General features: G+C 64.7%; 12 protein-coding genes. All 12 read left to right on the plus strand.

Annotated features, from left to right (window positions below):
- Positions 1–6: 6 nt before the first annotated feature.
- The 12 genes from AC27IO_RS02375 (at position 7) to AC27IO_RS02430 (ending at position 19,667) form a co-directional block, all read left to right on the plus strand.
- Positions 7–2,679, plus strand: a complete 2,673-nt coding sequence (locus AC27IO_RS02375; RefSeq protein ID WP_498737082.1) for an ATP-binding protein — start codon at positions 7–9, stop codon at positions 2,677–2,679.
- A gap of 257 nt (positions 2,680–2,936) precedes the next feature.
- A complete protein-coding gene (locus tag AC27IO_RS02380) occupies positions 2,937–3,560 on the plus strand; it encodes a biliverdin-producing heme oxygenase (protein ID WP_317357522.1) in 624 nt (207 codons plus the stop codon).
- Positions 3,557–5,779, plus strand: coding sequence for an ATP-binding protein (locus tag AC27IO_RS02385; RefSeq protein WP_498737083.1), 2,223 nt, complete (start codon positions 3,557–3,559; stop codon positions 5,777–5,779). The genes AC27IO_RS02380 and AC27IO_RS02385 overlap by 4 nt, the downstream gene beginning before the upstream one ends.
- Before the next feature lie 72 nt (positions 5,780–5,851).
- The gene (locus tag AC27IO_RS02390) at positions 5,852–6,238 is read left to right on the plus strand and encodes a response regulator (protein ID WP_498737084.1); all 387 of its coding nucleotides are present in this window, start codon (positions 5,852–5,854) and stop codon (positions 6,236–6,238) included.
- 305 nt (positions 6,239–6,543) lie between these two features.
- Entirely contained in the window at positions 6,544–7,077 is a 534-nt protein-coding gene (locus tag AC27IO_RS02395; protein ID WP_317357513.1) for a MarR family winged helix-turn-helix transcriptional regulator, read from the plus strand.
- Between the two features lie 539 nt (positions 7,078–7,616).
- A complete protein-coding gene (glgC, locus tag AC27IO_RS02400; RefSeq protein WP_498737086.1) occupies positions 7,617–8,921 on the plus strand; it encodes a glucose-1-phosphate adenylyltransferase in 1,305 nt (434 codons plus the stop codon).
- Positions 8,918–10,663: a glycogen debranching protein GlgX gene (gene glgX, locus AC27IO_RS02405; protein ID WP_498737088.1), complete on the plus strand. Its 1,746-nt coding sequence runs from the start codon at positions 8,918–8,920 to the stop codon at positions 10,661–10,663. The genes glgC and glgX overlap by 4 nt, the downstream gene beginning before the upstream one ends.
- On the plus strand, positions 10,567–11,082 hold the full coding sequence (locus AC27IO_RS02410; protein WP_498737090.1) for a hypothetical protein: 516 nt from the start codon (positions 10,567–10,569) through the stop codon (positions 11,080–11,082). The genes glgX and AC27IO_RS02410 overlap by 97 nt, the downstream gene beginning before the upstream one ends.
- A gap of 14 nt (positions 11,083–11,096) precedes the next feature.
- Positions 11,097–12,896, plus strand: coding sequence for a malto-oligosyltrehalose trehalohydrolase (gene treZ / locus AC27IO_RS02415; RefSeq protein ID WP_498737116.1), 1,800 nt, complete (start codon positions 11,097–11,099; stop codon positions 12,894–12,896).
- Positions 12,893–17,875, plus strand: coding sequence for a malto-oligosyltrehalose synthase (locus AC27IO_RS02420; RefSeq protein WP_498737092.1), 4,983 nt, complete (start codon positions 12,893–12,895; stop codon positions 17,873–17,875). The genes treZ and AC27IO_RS02420 overlap by 4 nt, the downstream gene beginning before the upstream one ends.
- Positions 17,872–19,323, plus strand: a complete 1,452-nt coding sequence (gene glgA / locus AC27IO_RS02425) for a glycogen synthase GlgA (protein WP_498737094.1) — start codon at positions 17,872–17,874, stop codon at positions 19,321–19,323. The genes AC27IO_RS02420 and glgA overlap by 4 nt, the downstream gene beginning before the upstream one ends.
- A 125-nt stretch (positions 19,324–19,448) precedes the next feature.
- Entirely contained in the window at positions 19,449–19,667 is a 219-nt protein-coding gene (locus tag AC27IO_RS02430; RefSeq protein WP_487088242.1) for a hypothetical protein, read from the plus strand.
- Positions 19,668–19,691 lie beyond the last annotated feature (24 nt).

The raw sequence follows: 19,691 nt of genomic DNA on the forward strand, positions 1-19,691 counted from the left end.
TTTTGCATGAACCCCTCCCCTGCCACTGCCATCACCGCTGACAGCGACCGCTTCGCGCACATCTTCATCGGGGACAGCGAGATGGCACAGCTCATGCGCGCCCACGACTGGGAAGCCACCCCGCTCGGCTCGCCGGCATTCTGGCCCGAGCCGCTGAAGGTCGCGCTTCGCATCCTGCTCACCTCGCGCTTCGAGATGTGGCTGGGCTGGGGACCGGACATCGCTTTTTTCTACAACGATGCCTATCGCCCCACGCTGGGGGCCAAGCACCCGTACGCGCTCGCGCGCCCGACCGCCGAGGTCTGGGCCGAGATCTGGGATCAGGTGAAAGGCCGCATGCACGCCGTGTACGAACGGGCCGAGTCCACCTGGGACGACTCGCTGATGCTGCTGCTGGACCGCGCGGGCTACCTAGAGGAAACGTACCACACGTTTTCGTACAGCCCGCTGCACGGCGACGACGGGCAGGTCCACGGCCTGTTCTGCGCGGTGTCGGAAGACACGGGCCGCGTGCTCAACGAGCGGCGCCTGCGCCTGCTGCGCGAACTGGGCGCGGCGCTGTCGGCCGTCAACAGCCGCCGGGCCGTGCTCGACACCGCCTGCGAGCGGATGGGCCAGGCCCAGCGGGACTTGCCGTTTTCACTCGTCTATCTGTACGAACCCTCGGGCGTGGCCCGCCTGAGCTGCAATGCAGGCATCGACCAGGGCCATCGGCTGGCGCCCACTGTGCTGACGATGAACTCCCGGGAACCCTGGCAGGTCCACCGACTGCAAGCCGGCGACGCGGCCTTCGCCGTGCCGCTGGACGCGGTGAACGACGTGCCCACCGGCGATTGGGACACGCCGGCGCGGGCGGCGTTCGTCGTGGCGCTGCCGGCACAAGGCGGCGCCCGGTCGGCGGGATTCATGGTGTGCGGGGCCAATCCGCACCGGCCCATGCACGACGGCGAGGCCATGGCGTTCGTTCAGTTGCTGGCCGGCCAGATCGCCTCGCGCCTGGCCAGTGCCGGGGTGCTGGAGGAAAGCACGGCGGAGCGCGACCGACTGCGCAGCCTGTTCCAGAAGGCGCCCGGTTTCATGTGCGTACTGCGCGGCCCGGAGCATGTTTTCGAGTTCGTCAACGACTCCTACGTGCAGCTGATCGGGCACCGCAGCGTGGAAGGCAAGACAGTGCGCGAAGGCCTGCCCGAGCTGGAAGGCCAGGGGCTGTACGAACTGCTGGACGAGGTCTACCGCACCGGGCAGCCGTACCTGGCCCAGGGCCTCAAGGTCCTCATCCAGCAAAAGCCCGGCATGCCGCTGGCCGAGCGCTACCTGGACTTCATCTACCAACCCACCACCGACGGCCAGGGCGAGGTCACCGGCGTTTTCGCCGAGGGCTACGACGTGACGGAAAAGGTGGTGGCCGAACAGGAGCTTCGCGCGCTGAACAGCCACCTGGAAGCGCGCGTGGTCGAGCGCACCCAGGAGGTCGAGAACGCGCTCGCGCGCCTCACCACCGAATCGCGCGAGCGCGAAGCCGCGCAGGAGGCGCTGCGCCAGTCGCAGAAGATGGAGGCCGTGGGCCAGCTCACGGGCGGGCTCGCGCACGACTTCAACAACCTGCTGGCCACGATCACAGGCAGCCTGGAACTGCTGCACCGCCGCGTGGGCCAGGGCCGCTACGACGACCTGGAGCGCTATGTGAGCGTGGGCCAGGGCGCCGCCAAGCGGGCGGCCTCGCTCACCCACCGCATGCTGGCCTTCTCGCGCCGGCAGACGCTGGACCCCAAGCCAACCGACGTGAACCGGCTCGTGAAGGGCATGGAAGAGCTGATCCGGCGCACCATCGGGCCCGAAAACGAGCTGGAGGTGGTGGGCGCCGTCGGCCTGTGGACCACGCACGTGGACCCCCACCAACTGGAAAGCGCCCTGCTCAACCTGTGCATCAACTCTCGCGACGCCATGCCCGGCGGCGGCCGGCTCACCATCGAGACTGCGAACAAGTGGATGGACGAGCGTGCCTCCCTGGACCGCGACCTGCCCCCGGGTCAGTACGTGTCGCTGTGCGTGACCGATACCGGCACCGGCATGTCGCCCGAAATCATCCACCGCGTGTTCGAGCCGTTCTTCACCACCAAGCCGATCGGCATGGGCACGGGGCTGGGGCTGTCGATGGTCTATGGATTCGCGCGGCAGTCGGGTGGCCAGGTGCGCGCCTACTCCGAGCCCGGCATGGGCACGACCATGTGCATCTACCTGCCGCGGCACGAGGCGCCGGCGCAGGACATCGACCTGCCCTCGGCGCCGTCGATCGCAGGAGGCCAGGGGTCGGGCACCGTGCTGGTAGTGGACGACGAGCCGAGCGTGCGGTCGCTGGTGGTGGAGGTGCTGCAGGAGATGGGCTACGACACCATCGAGGCACAGGACGGGGCATCGGGGCTGCTGGTACTTCAGTCCAGCACCCACCTCGACCTGCTGATCACCGACGTGGGCCTGCCCGGTGGAATGAACGGACGGCAGATGGCCGATAGCGGCCGGATCTACCGGCCGGACCTGAAAATCCTGTTCATCACCGGCTATGCCGAAAATGCGGCCGTGGGCAACGGCCACCTGGAGCGGGGCATGCAGGTGCTCACCAAGCCCTTTACGCTCGATGCGCTTGCACGCCGCGTGCAAGGGCTCATCGCCCCGCCCTGAGGTCCCTCGCTTTGAACCATCTCACTGCCGCCGGCAGGCACGGGTTTCGCCATCGCTGCCAACGCAGCGGCGGCGTCGGGCCGGACGGACCTCGCCCGCTGCGAGCGCAGGTGTTGCAGGCACAAAACAGGCGGGTAACCTGCCTGGCGCCATGGGCAGACCCAGCCCCTAAAATCTTGCTCCAGTCTTTTCTGGCCACCCCGATCCCCCGTCCTTCTTCCGTGTCACAGCGATCTCCCCTCCCGTCCTGCACTCCGGTGCCGGAGACCGACTGCCTTTCGGCGCTGCGACAAACCACGAAGGAATCGCATGCGCAGCTGGATGCCAGCCTGCCAATCGGCAGGGCCGATGCCAGCCTGGAAGACTACCGCCACCATACCCTGGCCCTGAGCGCCTGGCTCACGGCCCTCCAGCCGCACCTGGCGGCGCTGGAGTCGCTGGTGCCCGGTTTCGACTTTGCACGCCCCGCTCGCCTGCACGCCCTGCACGCGGACTGGGTGGCGATGCGCGGCGAGCCAGCGCAAGCCGAAGACGGCTTCGGTGACGCCAGCGGCTGCACGCAGCAGATGGCTGCGCAGGCGTTTTCCGCTTTCGGGGCACCCGGCCATGCGGCGGTCTGCTGGGGCCTGGCCTATGTGGTGGAGGGCTCTCAATTGGGAGGCCAGTTCCTGTACCAGCGCCTGGCGCCCCGGCTGGCGCCGCATCCGCTGCGCTATTTGCACGGCCTGGGTGCCGGCACGGGTTTGCGCTGGAAACAGTTCACCAGGCTGCTCGACACCCACGTTCAGAGCCGTTTCGATGTCCAGGCGGCCTGCGCCGGCGCACGTGCCGGCTTCGATGGCCTGCGGCATCAGTTGCAGGGCCAGGGGGTGCTCGCATGATCCAGTCATTCACACCCGGCACCACCACCACGCTGGACAACTGCGACCGCGAGCCCATCCACGTGCCCGGCAGCATCCAGAGCCATGGCACCCTGATCGCTGTGGACCGAGAAGGCGTGGTCCGCTATGTCAGCGCCAACGTGCAGGCCCTTCTGCAGTGCGGCGTGACCGTGGGCGAGCCTCTGCCCGAAAGCCCAGGCACGGTGTGCCCGCTGATTGCAGGGCTCCTTCAGGACGGCTTGCAGGCGCTGCGGGGCGAGCGGGATGTGCCCATGCCCAGCGAGTTGCAGGTGGAAGACCGCCAGTTCGACGTGGTGCTGCATGTCGGCAGCGCGATGCTGGTGGCCGAATTCGAGCTGCGCCACCAGACCCACAGCGAGCTGGCAGGCTTTGCCGTGCAGGCCCACCGCGCGATGGAAAAGCTGCGCCGGCCCCGGGCCATCGATGAGCTGCTGCAGCTGGCCACCGAAGAACTGCGGGCCCTGACCGGCTTCGACCGGGTGATGGCCTATCGCTTTCGCCACGACAGCAGCGGCGAAGTGGCCGCCGAATCGTGTGTCGATACGCTCGACCCCTACCTGGGCCGGCGCTATCCGGCCAGCGACATTCCAGCGCAGGCGCGTCGGCTCTACGTGGCCAACACCCTGCGGCTGATCGCCGACGTGCGCTCGGCCGCGGTGCCCCTGCTGCAGGAGGCCGGTGCGCCCCCGCTGGACCTGAGCGGCAGCATTCTGCGCAGCGTGTCGCCAATCCACATCGAATACCTGTCCAACATGGGCGTGGGTGCGTCGATGAGCGTGTCCATCGTGATCAACGAACAGCTGTGGGGCCTGATCGCCTGCCATCACATGGGTCCTCGCCAGGTGCCCTACAGCGTGCGCATGGCCTGCGACGTGATCGCCCAGGTGCTGTCCGCCAACATCCAGAGCACGCTTTCCCGCTCCCAGGCGGACCGCCTGCAGCAGCTGGCCGGGGCCCGCACCCACCTCATCGAAGAGCTGCTGCACGCGGACGACGAATTCACCGCCCTGACCCAGCACACAGCCGAGATGGCCGCCATCTTGCAGGCCGATGCGGCGCTGGTGGCTCATGGGGCGAAGCTGAGCGTGTTCGGCGAAGTATCGGAAGCGGCGGGCAGCGCCATCGTGCAATGGCTGGCCGCCGAGCCGGGCCAGGACCGGCAGCGCCTGTTCCAGACCCAGTCGCTGCCGCAGCTTGCGCCCGAACTGGCCGCCGCGACGTCGCCCTGGTGCGGCGTGCTGGGCATCCCTTTCGACCAGGACCGCAACGGCTGGTTGATCTTTCTTCGCAAGGAGCAGATCGAGACCATCCACTGGGGCGGCAAGCCGGACAAGGACATCCGCCACGGCCCCCTGGGCCCGCGGCTCACCCCGCGCGGCTCGTTCGATCTGTGGAAGGAAACCGTCCGGTCCACCGCCGAGCATTGGAGCACGCTGGAACTGGATGCCGCGCGGCAGTTGATGGACGAACTCGTGCGCGTGCAGAACGCGCGCACCGCCGAGATCAATCGCACGCGCAACCAGCTGATGGCCGTCCTGGGCCACGATCTGCGAGACCCCCTGCACTCCATCAGCATGGCCGCGCGCGTGCTCGAACAGGGCGGCACCGACGGCGGGCGGGCCGGCAGGATCGGTCAGCGCATCCAGTCCTCCAGCAGCCGCATGCAGCGGCTGGTGAGTCAGGTGATGGACATGTCGCGCCTGCAGAGCGGCCTGGGACTGGATCTGCAGCGCACGGACGTGGATCTGGTCGCCCTGCTGAACGACCTCATCGACGAGGCCCGCACGGCACACCCCGGCACCGAGATCGTGGGCACCATCCCCGCTGCGCTGAAAGCCCGTGTCGATGCCGATCGCATCGCCCAGGTGGTCGTCAACCTGATTGGCAACGCGCGGCACCATGGCCAGAGCGGGCATCCCATCGAGGTGCATGCGACCGCCACCGATGAATGGCACGAGATCGCCGTGCGCAATGTCGCTGCCCCCATCCCGGAAGACATTGCCCGCAATCTTTTCAGTCCGTTCAAGGCCTCTTCGGTCGGCAACGCGCGCAATCGGTCGGGGATGGGGCTGGGGCTGTACATCGCCCACCAGATCGTCCAGGGACACGGGGGCAGCATTGGATACGAATACCGCGCACCCCATGTTGTCTTCTCGGTCCGCTTGCCCGTGCAGAGGACGGGCACAATAGAGCCCTAAGAAGAAGACTATTGGGCTTGATTGTTTGATGGTCTTTAAGAAAAACACTGTACCGTCAGCGAAGCCCTCCGCATGCCTGCAGACATTCTCATCATTGACGACAACCGCGATGCCTCTGAACTGCTGAGCGATCTGCTCGATTTGCAGGGCTACACGGTGCGCGTCGCCCACAGTGGCAACGAAGCGCTGCAGCAAATGGCGCAACGCCCCGCCTCGCTGTTCCTCGTAGACCAGCAACTGCCCGACATGCTGGGCACCCAACTCGTTCCGAAATTGCGCGCGGCAACGGCAGGCAGGCCCAGCATCGCGATCGCCATCACGGGGTTGGGCGTTTCGGACCGGGCGCAGTTGGTCGGTTTCGATCACGTATTGGCCAAACCGCTGGCCTTCGATGCGTTCGACGCCCTGATCGCAGCCTGCTCGGCCGAGCTGGACCAGCAAGGCGACGCCGAGCGCTGACGGATAGCTGACGGCCCCTTCCACCCGGGCACACGCGGCCATGCTGCGCCAAGCCAACCACCCATCGGCCGGCATGCGCGTGGCGATAATGCCTCGCTCCATGGCGAGTGCACGTGAATGTCGGGGAATGTACGGGCTTCAGGGGCTCCAGCCGTCGCCAAGCACTTCGCCTTTACCCATAAAACAGCGGCTTGGGCCCACGAGGTCGGGGCCGCCCCGAGTGTCAGAGCAATCCGTTCAGGTGTCTTGTGCCGGACTGGCAGGGATTGCGAGGACTCTTACACTCGACCGCCCGGAAACCCTCCATGCATGAATCTCCCGTCGATCCCTCCACCGTCCAACACCTGCTCGGCTATGCTCTGGCGCAGGCACGGGTAGCGGCCAACCGCGCTTTTTTCCAGGCGATCGGCGAGCCCATGCAATTGCGCACCGTCGAATTTTCCTTGTTGATGCTGCTCTTGCCGGGCGAAGGATTGTCCCAACGGCAACTCGCCCAGGCGCTGAACCTGAGCGCCCCCAACCTCACCCTGGTGGTCAGCCGGCTGCAAAGCCGGGGCCTGCTGGTGCGCGAGCGCAACCCCACCGATCGCCGGGCTCAGGCCATTCGCCTTACGGCCGAGGGCCTGTCCATTGCCCGGCAGGCGCATGCCACTTCTCTGGAGATGGAAGCGGGCCTGCGCCAGCTCTACTCGCCGGCCGAATGGGCGCTGCTGCTGGAGTTGCTCCAGCGCGTCAGCCCCGGCGCATTGTCAGCCAATGAAGAGCAGGCCCGGACCGTCCAGCGACAAGCACCGCGGGCCCCCATCGGCCACCAGCGCAATAATATCAACGGCATGTAGCTATCAATTAGATAGCAAATATCCAGACGACCACAGCCAGCGCAAAGCAGCCTCACGCAAGGTCGGGCTCTGCGTGCCGGCAGCCCCGGCGCGTGAACGCTGGTGCGACACGTGGCGCCAGCGCCACTGCCCGCTGCAGCGGGCGTAATGCCTGTGCTTGACCGCACCGGCACCAGCGCTGCGCGCTCTGGCAAGCCCCCAATCACGTAGGCAAGTGCCTACACGGGCAGGTAGGAACTTCCTGCAACCTCTTGTTGCATCGCAACAGAAGATGCGTCCAGGACCACCTGCATGCACCCCGACTCTCTCCATGACCCGGCCTCCGGAGCCCTCTGCCTTCCAGGCAAAGCTTCGAGCCGGGTTTCGTCGCGCGTGAAAAGGGATGCAAGAGGAGGATGGCCTGGATCGATCCGCAGGGCGCAGGCGCTTGCAGTCATCGAACTGCCAGGCGCCCCCGCGTTCCGATGTCGGTCGCCGCAGCCCAACCTGATTGTCTCCACCTCACCTTTCCACGTCTGATCCATCTGGGAGTTCCCACCATGTCACGCACCAAAAATGTCCTCGCCATCGTCATGGCCGGCGGTGAAGGCTCCCGCCTTCACCCACTAACAGCAGAGCGCTGCAAGCCCGCCGTGCCGTTCAACGGCAAGCACCGCATCGTGGACTTCGTCCTGTCCAACCTGGTGAATTCGGAGATCTTTTCCATCTACCTGCTGGTGCAGTACAAGTCGCAGTCGCTCATCGAGCACATCCGCCAGTCGTGGACCATGGCCCGCTTCATTCCAGAGCATTTCGTGACGGTGGTGCCGCCCCAGATGCGCAATGGTCCCGAGTGGTTTCAAGGCACGGCCGATTCGGTCTATCAGAACATCCACCTGATCGAGAGCTTCCGGCCCGACATCGTCGCGGTGTTCGGAGCAGATCACATCTACCGCATGGACGTGCGCCAGATGATCGACTTCCACGTAGCCAACAACGCCGATGTCAGTGTGGCCACATTGCCGGTCAAACTGTCGCAGTGCGACCAGTTCGGCATCGTGGAAACAGACGAGAGCCACCGCATCACGCAGTTCGTCGAAAAGCCGAAATCCACGCACCCCATGCCCGGCAGTTCGACCCATGCCCTGGCTTCCATGGGCAACTATCTCTTCAATGCGGACGTGCTGCTCGACGCACTCAAGAAAGCGCACGAGACAGGCCACAGCGATTTCGGCAAGCACATCCTGCCGACCATGCTGGAGTCGCACCGCCTGATGGCCTATGACTTCGACACCAACACCATCCCCGGGACCGAGCCATACGAAGAGCATGGCTACTGGCGCGACGTCGGCACCATTGATTCGTACTTCGATGCCCACTTCGACACGCTGGGCGCGACGCCGCGCTTTCGCATGACCAACCGCCAGTGGCCGATCTACGCCAGCCCCGACCAGGCGGAATCCGCCCAGATCGAAAATGGTGTGATCCACCGCTCGGTGGTGGGTTCGGGCAGCATCGTGGACGGCGCCTCCCTCGACCATGCCATGCTGCGCCGCTCGGTTGTCGTCGAGCGCGATGCACGGCTGGAGCATTGCATCGTGATGGAGCGCACTCGCATCGGCCGCGGCGCCCAGATCCGGCGGGCCATCATCGACCAGGACAACGACGTGCCCGCCCATGAGCGCATTGGCTTCGATCTGGAAGAAGACCGCAAGCGCTTTCATGTCACCGAAAGCGGGATCGTCGTGGTCCCCCGCAAGTTCTTCACCGCGCAGCAGGATTCCGGCACCAACACCCCCAGCATCGGACGTGCCCGGCCACCGGCCCCCATCACCACCGAAAGCGACCGCAAAGTAGCCGCATGAAACCCGAACTGATGAATACGCCTTCCGCTCACGTCGCATCCCGATACAAGAAAGTCCGGTACACCGTCGAGCCAGGCCGCCACTGGCCGCAGGGCGCCACAGCGAGCCGGCACGGCGTGAACTTCGCCGTCTATGCGCCGTCGGCGGAGAAAGTGGAGATTTGCCTGTTTTCGGACGACGATCAGGAAACAGCGCGCATCACGCTTCCCTGCCTGAGCCGGGACACATGGCACGGACTGGTGAAGGGACTGAAGGTCGGCCAGAGGTACGGGTTGCGGGTGCATGGCCCCTACGAGCCCGGCAACGGGCATCGCTTCAACCCTGCGAAACTGTTGCTGGACCCCTACGCGCTGGCTCTTGATCGGCCAGTTCTCGGTCATGCGGAACAGTTCGGCTACGAACTGGACCAGGAAGAAGAAGACCTTCAGCCCAGTACGGTGGACAACGGTGCTGTGGCGCCCAAATGCCGTGTCGTCAAATCGCGCTTCGACTGGGGCGACGACGCTCCGCCCCGTGTACCCGCCAAAGACACGGTTTTCTACGAAGTGCATGTGAAGGGCTTCACTCAGACCATGCCCGGCGTTCCCGAGCCTCTGCGAGGCACGTATGCCGGCCTGGCCAGCGACGCCGCGATTGCCCATCTGCGCGATCTAGGAATCACCAGCGTTGAGCTTTTGCCCGTGCAAGCATTTCTGGACGACAAGCGGCTGGTGGACAACGACCTCACCAACTACTGGGGCTACAACACTGTTGCGTTCTTCGCGCCAGAGCCACGCTATAGCGCTTCCAAGGCAGACGGTGGAGTCGATGAATTCAAGGCCATGGTGAAGGCGTTGCACGCCGCGGGGCTGGAGGTGATTTTGGACGTGGTCTACAACCACACGGGAGAAGGCAATCACCTGGGGCCCACGATCAGTTTCAAGGGCATCGACAACGCAGCCTATTACCGGCTGTCTCCGGAAGATGCCCGCTACTACGTGGACTACACCGGCACTGGCAACACGGTGGATACGAGCAGCCCGGCCGCGTTGCGCCTGGTGCTGGACAGCCTGCGCTACTGGGTGACGGAAATGCACGTGGACGGTTTCCGCTTCGATCTGGCCTGTGCACTGGGCCGTGACCCTTCGGGCGCCTTCACGCACCGTGCGGCTTTTTTCGCTGCCGTTGCGCAAGATCCGGTGCTGTCGAACGTCAAGCTCATCGCAGAGCCGTGGGACCTCGGCCCCGACGGCTACCAGGTCGGCGGATTCCCGGTGGGATGGATGGAATGGAACGGTCGCTACCGCGACGCGGTGCGCGACTACTGGCGCAACGCCGATAGCAGCCTGCCGTCATTCGCCGCCTGCCTGTGTGGCAGCGCGGACATGCTCGCCGCGCGCAAGCGCCCGCCGGTGGACAGCGTGAACATTGTGACCGTGCATGACGGCTTCAGCCTGGCCGATCTGGTGAGCTACAACGAGAAGCACAACGACGCGAACAAGGAAGACAACCGAGACGGTGAAAACCACAACCGCAGCTGGAATTGCGGCGCCGAAGTCCTTCGGACGACCCCGCGGTCCAGGCGCTGCGCGAGCGCCAGATGCGCAACTTCATCGCCACCCTCTTCGTCTCGCACGGCACGCCCCTGCTGCTGGGCGGCGACGAAATGGCCCGGACCCAGCACGGCAACAACAACGGCTACTGCCAGGACAGCTCACTGTCCTGGTACGACTGGAATCAGGCCACGAGCGAGGCGGAGCTGATGGGGTTCACCCGGGCCCTGCTGGCGCTACGGCATGCATTGCCCGTGTTGCGTCCCGCCGTGCACCCAGCCGGCACCACTGGACACCCTGCCTGCGTGGCACTCAACTGGCACAGCGTCTGGGGCCTGGCAATGACCCAGGAGGAATGGGAAGATCCCCAGGTGCGCTGCGTAGCAGCGCTGATGGAGGGCCACGGCGACAGCGAGTCGGTCATGTTGCTGTTCAATGCGACCCCTGCGGATGCGGTCTTCACCCTGCCTCAGGACGAGCATGGCCGCGTGTGGACCGTGCGAGTGGACACCCGCACAGCAGCCGTGCCACCAGCCGACGCGGCAGACATCCCTGCAGGTGGGCAGTGGACGCTGCAGCCGCATTCCATGGCCGTTCTGACAACCCCCTCACGCGCCGACCTGTCATGAGGTACCGGCATGACATGCCGTTTGGCGCCCGGCTCACAGCTGACGGCGGCGCCGGATTCAGCCTGTGGGCGCCCAACGCCCGCGAAGTGGTTTTGCACCATGGCACGGCGCCAGCATTGCCCATGGTTCCGCTCCCGGCGCAGTCCCGCCCGAATGGCTGGTGGCACGTGGAGTTGCCAACAGCCTCTCGCGCCACCCGCTATCAGTGGCAGGTGGACGGTGGCCCTCTGATGGCAGACCCGGCTTCGCGCAGCAATCCCGACGGCCCGCACGGCGCCAGTGAGATCACCGATGCCAAGGACTTCGACTGGCAGGTGGACTGGCAAGGGCGGCCGTGGAGCGAGGTGGTCCTGTATGAACTGCACGTGGGCACGTTCACGCCCGAAGGCACCCTGCAAGCCGCGTTGCAGCAGTTGCCACGGCTGAAAGACCTGGGCATCACCACCGTGGAATTGATGCCCCTGGCATGCTTCGGGGGCCGGTTCGGCTGGGGGTATGACGGCGTGCTGCCCTTCGCTCCGCACCCTGACTACGGAACCCCCGACGATCTCAAGCGCTTCATCGACGGGGCGCATGCGCTGGGCCTCATGGTGATGCTCGACGTGGTGTACAACCACTTCGGCCCGGATGGAAACTATCTCGGCCTCTACGCACCGCAGTTCTTTTCTGAAAAGCACACCAGCCCTTGGGGTGCCGCCATCAACTTCGACGGCGCCCAGAGCGGGCCCGTGCGTGAATTCTTCATTCACAACGCGATGTACTGGATCGATGAGTTCCGGTTCGATGGCCTCCGCCTGGACGCGGTGCACGCCATCATCGACGACAGCGAGCCCGGCTTTCTCGCCGAACTGTCTCAGCGCGTGCGAACTGCTTGCCCAGGCCGGCATGTGCACCTCGTCCTTGAAAACGAGAAGAACCAGCCGGAGCATCTGGCCCCCAGCCCCAAGCCCTCCCGCTATGACGCGCAATGGAACGACGATTTCCACCACGCGCTGCATGTACTGCTGACTGGCGAAACACAGGGCTATTACGGGGACTATGGCAATGAGCCGATGGCCCTGTTGGCCCGCGCGTTGACGAGCGGCTACGTCTTTGCCCACAGCGACCGCGACGGACAAGGCCGCAGGAAACAGGTGGTGGCTGCGGCACCCGAGCCCCTTTCCACCATGGTCCAGTTCTTCGGCAACCACGATCAGGTCGGCAACCGCGCGTTCGGGGAAAGGCTGGCGCAATTGGTTCCAGCGCCCGCTGCCGAACTGGCCATGCTGCTGACTTTGCTGGGTCCGGCGACGCCGCTGATCTTCATGGGTGATGAATTCGGCGCCCAGACACCGTTTCTCTACTTTGCCGATTGGGAAGGGGAACTGCGCGATGCCGTGCGCCAGGGCCGCTTGCGCGAATTCGGCCATGAAGTCCCGCCAGGCGGGACGCTTCCCGATCCGTGCGATGCGGTCACCTTCGCCCACAGCCGCCTCGACTGGCAGCAAGCCGACAACCCGCAAGGCCAGGCGCGGCAGGCGCTGTTGCGCGAAGCGCTTGCAGCGCGCAGACAGTGGCTCAATCCGCGCCAGCACCGCTTGGTACCACGGGGCCACACGGCCAAGATGGTGGGCGCCCGCGGCCTGAGGGTGCGGTGGCATTACGACGACGGCGCGCAATGGCAGATGGACATCAACCTGAGCGACATGCCCGTCGAGGCGCCGGCATCTGACGGCTCGCAGGGAATCCCGCGGTTTTCACACCGCTGGAGCAATGACACGACCCAATGGGCACCTTGGTCCGCCCGTTGGTGTTTTCTGGAGCCCAACGCATGACGGACCCTACCCCCGGCGAAGCACTGCGCCATCGCGCCCACTTGGCTGGCATTGCACTGAACTACACCAGCTTCTGGGGCGAGCACCGCGATGTGCCCGTCTCCGTCATCGAGCGGGCCCTGGCCGCCATGGGAAGCCACGCGGATACCAGCGCCGTGCCCTCCCCCGTGCTGGTATCGGAGGGCGGCGCAGCCACCGTACCGCTTCTCAACGAAGGGCCCTGGCGCCTGTTCACCGCAGAGACGGCAGAACGCACACTGGTGTGCGAGGGCGTAGGCACCGTCGCCGAAATTCCCGCTTCGCTGGCGGTGGGCTACTACGCCCTCCATTCCCCAGGGGCATCGGCCGAACGGCTGGTCATCGTTGCGCCCGAACATTGCTGGTCCCCTGAACCCCTGCGGCAAGGCGAGCGCTGGTGGGGCTTGAGCGCCCAGTTGTACGCCCTGCGCTCAGAGCGAAACTGGGGCATCGGCGATTTCACCGATCTGGCAGACCTCGTGTCCATTGCTGCCGGACAAGGCGCGGCTTTCGTCGGATTGAGCCCTTTACATGCCTTGCGGGCGGACCAGCCAGAGGCTGCAAGCCCCTATAGCCCTTCCAGCCGGTTGGCGTTGAATACGCTCTTCATCGATGTGGCGGCGGTGCCTGAATTCGTGCGCAGCCCAGCCGCGCAGACGCTGTTCTCGGACGCCGCTTTCCAGCAGCGGCTGGGTGCGCTGCGGGCTTCGAGCGAAGTGCGCTATGCCGAAGTTGCGGCCGCCAAGCAGGAAGTGCTGGGACTGTTGTGGGACGAGTTCCGGCGCAACGAATGGAACACCGATTCACCGCGTGCGACGGTTTTCCGCGAGTTCATGCAGGGCCAGGCCGACACCCTCGGGCAACACGCACTGTACGAGGCCATCCAGTGCCATCTGCACGCTGTGGATCCCAGTATCTGGGGTTGGCCTGCATGGCCGGAAGCGATGCGCGACCCCCAGGGTGCTGAGGTGAAAGCCTTTGCACAGGACCATGCGGATCAGGTGCAATACCGCTTCTGGCTGCAGTGGCTGGCCCACGCCCAACTAGACCGGGTAAGCCAGCGGGCCCGGTCGCTGATGCCGCTAGGCCTGTATTGCGACTTGGCGGTCGGAGCGAACGACGGGGGCTCGGAAACCTGGACCGGCCAGGGCCTGTACGCACGTGGCATGAACGTGGGCGCTCCGCCGGACCCGCTCAACCACCAGGGACAGGATTGGGGCCTTCCTCCGATGAATCCCTGTGCGCTGGCGGCGGCGCATTTCCTGCCCATGCGCCGATTGCTGGCCAGCGTGATGCGCCCGGCCGGCGCCTTGCGGATGGACCATGTCATGGCGCTCATGCGTCTGTTCTGGACCAGTGCCGACGGCGGCGCTTACGTTTACTACCCTCTGGACGCCTTGCTGGCCATCATGTCCATCGAAAGCCATCGCCACCAATGCCTGGTGATCGGCGAAGACCTGGGCAATGTCGCGCCGCAGATGCGGGAGGCGATGGTGCACAGAACGCTGCTGTCCTATCGGCCATTGATTTTCGAACGCGCCGACGGCGGCGCGTTTCGCACGCCGGCCCATTGGCCTCACCAAGCCCTGGCGGTGGTCAGCACGCATGATTTGCCCACACTGCGCGGGTACTGGGCGGCCGAAGATATCGAGGTGCAGTCGCGGCTGGGCTGGCTGTCCGCACCGGATGCGCATGCCCGCGCCTTGATGGAGCGGGCCCAGGACCGCGTGAGGTTGCTCATCGCGCTCAACGAGGAAGGGCTGCTTCCGAGCGGTGCCACTGCGGACCCGCAATCGGTGCCCGAAGCCAACGCGGACTTCGTGGCCGCAGTGCATCGCTATCTCGCCAGAACACCCTGTTGGCTGGCGGCAGTGCAACTGGAAGATGTGACAGGCCAGTTGGAGCAGGTCAATGTACCAGGCTCCACCGAGGCCATGCAGCCCAACTGGCGCCGCCGCCTGAGCGTACCGCTGGAAAAGCTGGCGACCCATCCCTGCTTTTCGGCCATCGCGGCCGCCATGCGCGCCGAGCGCGGCGGCGCGGCCCTGCCCTTCAGCGAGGCGTTGCCAGCGCTAGATACCGCGGATATTCCCTTGGCGACGTACCGGGTGCAGTTCCACGAAGGCAATACCTTCGAGCAGGTCACCCGGGCCGTCCCCTATTTCCATGCATTGGGGATCAGCCATCTCTACAGCTCGCCGTATCTGAAGGCCGCGCCGGGCAGCACGCACGGTTACAACGTGGTGGACCCGACCCGTCTGAATCCCGAGGTCGGATCGGAGGCGACGCACACCGCCTTGTGCGAGGCGCTGCAAGCGCACGGACTCAGCCAAGTGCTCGACATCGTGCCCAACCACATGGGGGTGCTCGATTCCAACAACCCCTGGTGGCAGGACGTGCTCGAACATGGTCGGGCCTCTGCCCATGCAGCCACCTTCGACATCGAATGGGAGCCGACCGCACCAGAAATGCACGGGCGGGTGCTTCTGCCCATGCTGGGTGGTCATTACGGGCGCGTTCTCGAATCCGGCGAACTTCAGGTGGCATTCGACCCTCAAGGCGGGCGGTTCAGCATCCGCTATTGGGACCACGAGCTTCCCATCGACCCACAGCATTACGCACGCATTTTTGCAGCCGTGCCGGCCCCTGTTTCCGGCGGCGAACGCGATGGCGACAGTCTGGCGCAGATGCAATCGTTGGTGGACGCATTCGGCAACCTGCCCTCGCGCAATACCAGTGACGAGAACGAGCGCGCCATGCGCCAACGGGATGCGCCGCTGCACCAGCGGCGGCTTGCGGAGCTGGCCGGCGAGCACCCCTGGGTGCGCCAATGGATCGAAGCGCTTCTGACACAGTGGAACGGCCAGAAGGACAGCCCGGAAAGCTTCAACGCGCTGGACCAATTGCTGCGCGATCAGGCGTACCGCCTGGCAGACTGGCGTGTGGCAGGGGACGACATCAACTACCGCCGATTCTTCGACGTCAACTCCCTGGCCGCCGTTCGCATGGAAGACCCAGCCGTTTTCGAAGCGACCCACACCTGCATCTTCCGCTGGCTGGCCGAGGGAAAGATCTCCGGATTGCGCATCGACCATCCGGATGGATTGGCCGACCCTGCCCAGTACTTCGACCGACTGCAAAAGCGCTATGCGTCGCTGGCACACGCTGCGGGACGGGAGCCCCGTGCGCTATACCTCATCGTGGAGAAGATTCTTGCCGACCATGAGCCCCTGCCGCAGGATTGGCCTGTGCACGGAGCCACCGGATACCGGTTCAGCAGCCTGGTCAACGGGCTTTTCGTCGAGCCGGCCTCTCAAGCGGCTTTCGACGATGCGTATTCCGCCTTCACCGGCGATCGCAAGGAATTCGAAGAGGCGGTGCACGAGTGCAAGAAGCACATCATCGAAACCTCGCTGTTCAGTGACCTGGGGTGGCTGGCCGACACGCTTTACCGCATCAGCCGCACCGATCGCAAGACCTGCGATTTCACGCGCAACCAGTTGCGCATCGCGCTGACAGAGGTGGCGGCCGTCTTCCCCGTCTACCGCACCTACATCGCGCCTGATGGCTCGGGACTGTCCGACACGGATCGACAGCACATCGAATGGGCCATTGCGGCGGCACGTCGCCGCATGGGCACGGCCGAAGGGGGCGTGCTGGCATACCTGCAAGGCGTTTTTGTCGGCACGGAAGGCCAGCACCTGCCCGAGTTGCGGGGCGCGTTCCTGCGCCGTTGGCAACAGTTCACGGCGCCGGTGATGGCCAAGTCCGTGGAGGACACCGCGTTCTACCGCTATGTGCGCCTGGTGTCGCTGAACGATGTCGGCTCGGAGCCGCGGCGTTTCGGATTGTCCGGTGCCGCATTCCATCAGGCCAATCTGCAACGGTCGCGGCGGTTACCGCACGGGCTGCTAGCGACGTCCACGCATGACAGCAAACGTTCGGAAGATCTGCGCGCGCGCCTGAATGTGCTGTCCGAGATTCCGGCCCTGTGGGAAGACACGGCCATTCAGCTGCGCGAACTCGGAACCCGTTTCACGACCGAGATCGATGGCACGGTGGTTCCCAGCCCCCATGATCTCTGGGCACTCTATCAGGCCCTGGTCGGCATCTGGCCGGCAGAAGGCGCCGATGTGAATGAGCGGATCGGCTTGCGGGACCGCGCCAAGCAGTACATGGTGAAAGCCATGCGCGAAGCCAAGCAGGCGACCAACTGGCTATTTCCCAACGAGGCCTATGAGGCGGCCGTTGACCGATACATCGACGGCGTGCTGTCCACGGATCGCTTCGTGCGAGAACTGGAGAAATTCGTCCAGTCCATCGCCCCCTACGGATTTCGCAACAGCCTGTGCCAGCTCGCGCTGAAGCTGACTGTCCCGGGCGTGCCCGACATCTACCAAGGCTGCGAGCAATGGAACTTCAGCCTCGTCGACCCTGACAACCGCAGGCCCGTCGATTTCACAGAACTGGAACGTTCCCTGCAAACGGTACGCTCGCACTACGCTTTTGGCTATCCCTCGGTCCAGGCCTGGCAGGAGATGCTCGGCGCATCATCCCCGGCACCGCTGGTCAAGCAGCTGGTCACATGGCGGCTGCTTCAGCTGCGGCAGAAAATGCCGGAACTGTTCCTGAACGCCACCTACCTTCCTCTGACCGTGGAAGGCCAGAGCGCCGAACATGCCGTCGCGTTTGCCCGCATTCGGGAAGGCAAAGCCATTGTGGTTGTCTGCTCGCGGTTGCTGTACGGGCTGACCGCGATGGGTTGGCGCGGCACCCGCGTCACGGTTGCCGCGGTACACCCTGCCCTGGACAAAATTCTGAGGTGGAAGAACTGGATGACGGGAGCGGCACTGACAGCAGACAAGGATGGAGGCCTGGAGCTGGACATCGTGATGGGCGAGCTGCGACCAGAGGGCGGTACCTTGCCATTCGTGGTGTTGGTGCCCGAGGACGTCGAATGAAAGTCCTCTTTGTCACGCCTGAATGCGCCCCACTGGTCAAAACCGGTGGGCTGGGCGATGTCAGTGCCGCCCTGCCCCGTGCATTGGCAGCCATGGGGCACGATGTTGCCTTGCTCATGCCGGCCTACGGCGATATGGCCATCACCGGCCAGATCGTGGGTTTGTCTGCCATTGCGCCACGGGGTGCCTGGCCTGCAGCGCAGTTGCTTCAACTGCGCCAGGAAGACGGTTTCATCCTTTACCTGCTTTCTTGCCCCCAACTCTATGCACGCGCGGGCACGCCCTACGGCGCACCCTCCGGCACGGATCACGATGACAATGCGCTGCGCTTCGGCCTGCTCAGCCACGTCGCGGCAATGATGGGCACAAAGGCAACACCCTGCGGATGGCAGGCCGACATCGTGCATGCCAACGATTGGCCCACCGGACTGGCCCCGTTCTATCTGGCGCAAGCGCGCGCTGTGCGCGACGGCGCCCCAGTGGCATGCAGCGTCATCACCGTGCACAACCTGGCATTTCAAGGCGTCTTTCCAATGCATGCCTGCGATGCCCTGGAGATCCCGCCGGAGCACCGGGGCATCGCGGGTGTCGAGTTCTGGGGTGGAATGTCGATGCTCAAAGCAGGCTTGAACTTTGCCGACGCCATCACCACCGTCAGCCCCACGTACGCACGCGAAATCCAGGGCCCTGAGCTTGGATTTGGTCTGGATGGGGTCTTGCGGGAGCGTTCCAATGTGTTGTACGGCATTCTCAATGGCGTCGACACAAACATATGGAACCCAGCAAGCGATCCTCTCATCGCTGCGCCTTACAGCCTGGAAAGCCCATCGGGCAAGGCGCTGAACAAAATAGCGTTGCGCCAACGCTGTGGGCTGGATGCCGCGGAAAACCGCATGCTGTTCGGCTTGGTCGGACGACTCACCCAGCAAAAAGGCGTCGATCTGGTAGTAGAAGGCGCGGAGCATCTGGTAAAGCAAGGTGCACAACTTGTCGTGCTGGGCAATGGCGATACAGCGATCCAGGCCTGCTTCACTCAACTGGCTACCCGCTATCCGGAGCACATCAGCGTCACCCTGGGCTTTGACGAATCGCTGGCCCATCAAATCGAGGCCGGCGCGGACTGTTTCCTCATGCCTTCTCGGTTTGAGCCATGCGGACTGAACCAGATGTACAGCCAGATCTACGGAACCCCACCCATCGTCACGCATACGGGTGGACTGGCGGACTCCGTCGTGGATGCGGATTCATCCCCATCGGGAGGCACCGGATTCATCATGCCGCTCGCAACCCAGGAAATGTTTGACGAAGCGGTACAGCGGGCCATCGCGGCATGGCAATCACCCGTCACCTGGGAATCGCTTCAACGCGCCGGAATGCGGCAAACCTTCGGCTGGGACGCATCGGCCAAAGCCTATTCCGACCTGTACGGTGAATTGCTTGAGTCCTGAGCGCAATGCCGAGACCATCGTTCTGTTCTGTCCTACAAAAAGCGAAAGAGGCCGCGGAAATACTTGCCAAATGCTTGGCAACAAGCATCCTCAATCCGGCGCCTGCACTTCTCTAGGAGATAGAAATGACCCGTAAATCCTGGCCCTTCCTGTCCACATACCAAGAGCGCAGACCTGAGCAGAATGTGGCTTTCTCCTCCACCGATGCGATCCAGCCTCCAGTGGGGCAAAACACCATTTCCCTGGGTACAGAACGGGCAGGAGCAGCTGCGTCATCGATGAACAACTCGCCACTTCGCTGCTCCGACTTCACCATCGGTAATCTTTCGCCTTCGGTGGCTTAAAGGGAGGAGAGGCCGGAACTCGCG

The organism is Acidovorax sp. KNOB132 (assembly GCF_057541515.1).

Bases quoted from the DNA above. Each gene is read 5' to 3' on its own strand.
- AC27IO_RS02420 (WP_498737092.1), top strand. From the start codon at position 12,893: ATGACGGACCCTACCCCCGGCGAAGCACTGCGCCATCGCGCCCACTTG.
- glgX (WP_498737088.1), top strand. From the start codon at position 8,918: ATGAAACCCGAACTGATGAATACGCCTTCCGCTCACGTCGCATCCCGA.
- AC27IO_RS02395 (WP_317357513.1), top strand. From the start codon at position 6,544: ATGCATGAATCTCCCGTCGATCCCTCCACCGTCCAACACCTGCTCGGC.
- AC27IO_RS02385 (WP_498737083.1), top strand. From the start codon at position 3,557: ATGATCCAGTCATTCACACCCGGCACCACCACCACGCTGGACAACTGC.
- AC27IO_RS02410 (WP_498737090.1), top strand. From the start codon at position 10,567: ATGGCCCGGACCCAGCACGGCAACAACAACGGCTACTGCCAGGACAGC.
- treZ (WP_498737116.1), top strand. From the start codon at position 11,097: ATGCCGTTTGGCGCCCGGCTCACAGCTGACGGCGGCGCCGGATTCAGC.
- AC27IO_RS02375 (WP_498737082.1), top strand. From the start codon at position 7: ATGAACCCCTCCCCTGCCACTGCCATCACCGCTGACAGCGACCGCTTC.
- glgA (WP_498737094.1), top strand. From the start codon at position 17,872: ATGAAAGTCCTCTTTGTCACGCCTGAATGCGCCCCACTGGTCAAAACC.
- AC27IO_RS02430 (WP_487088242.1), top strand. From the start codon at position 19,449: ATGACCCGTAAATCCTGGCCCTTCCTGTCCACATACCAAGAGCGCAGA.
- AC27IO_RS02390 (WP_498737084.1), top strand. From the start codon at position 5,852: ATGCCTGCAGACATTCTCATCATTGACGACAACCGCGATGCCTCTGAA.
- glgC (WP_498737086.1), top strand. From the start codon at position 7,617: ATGTCACGCACCAAAAATGTCCTCGCCATCGTCATGGCCGGCGGTGAA.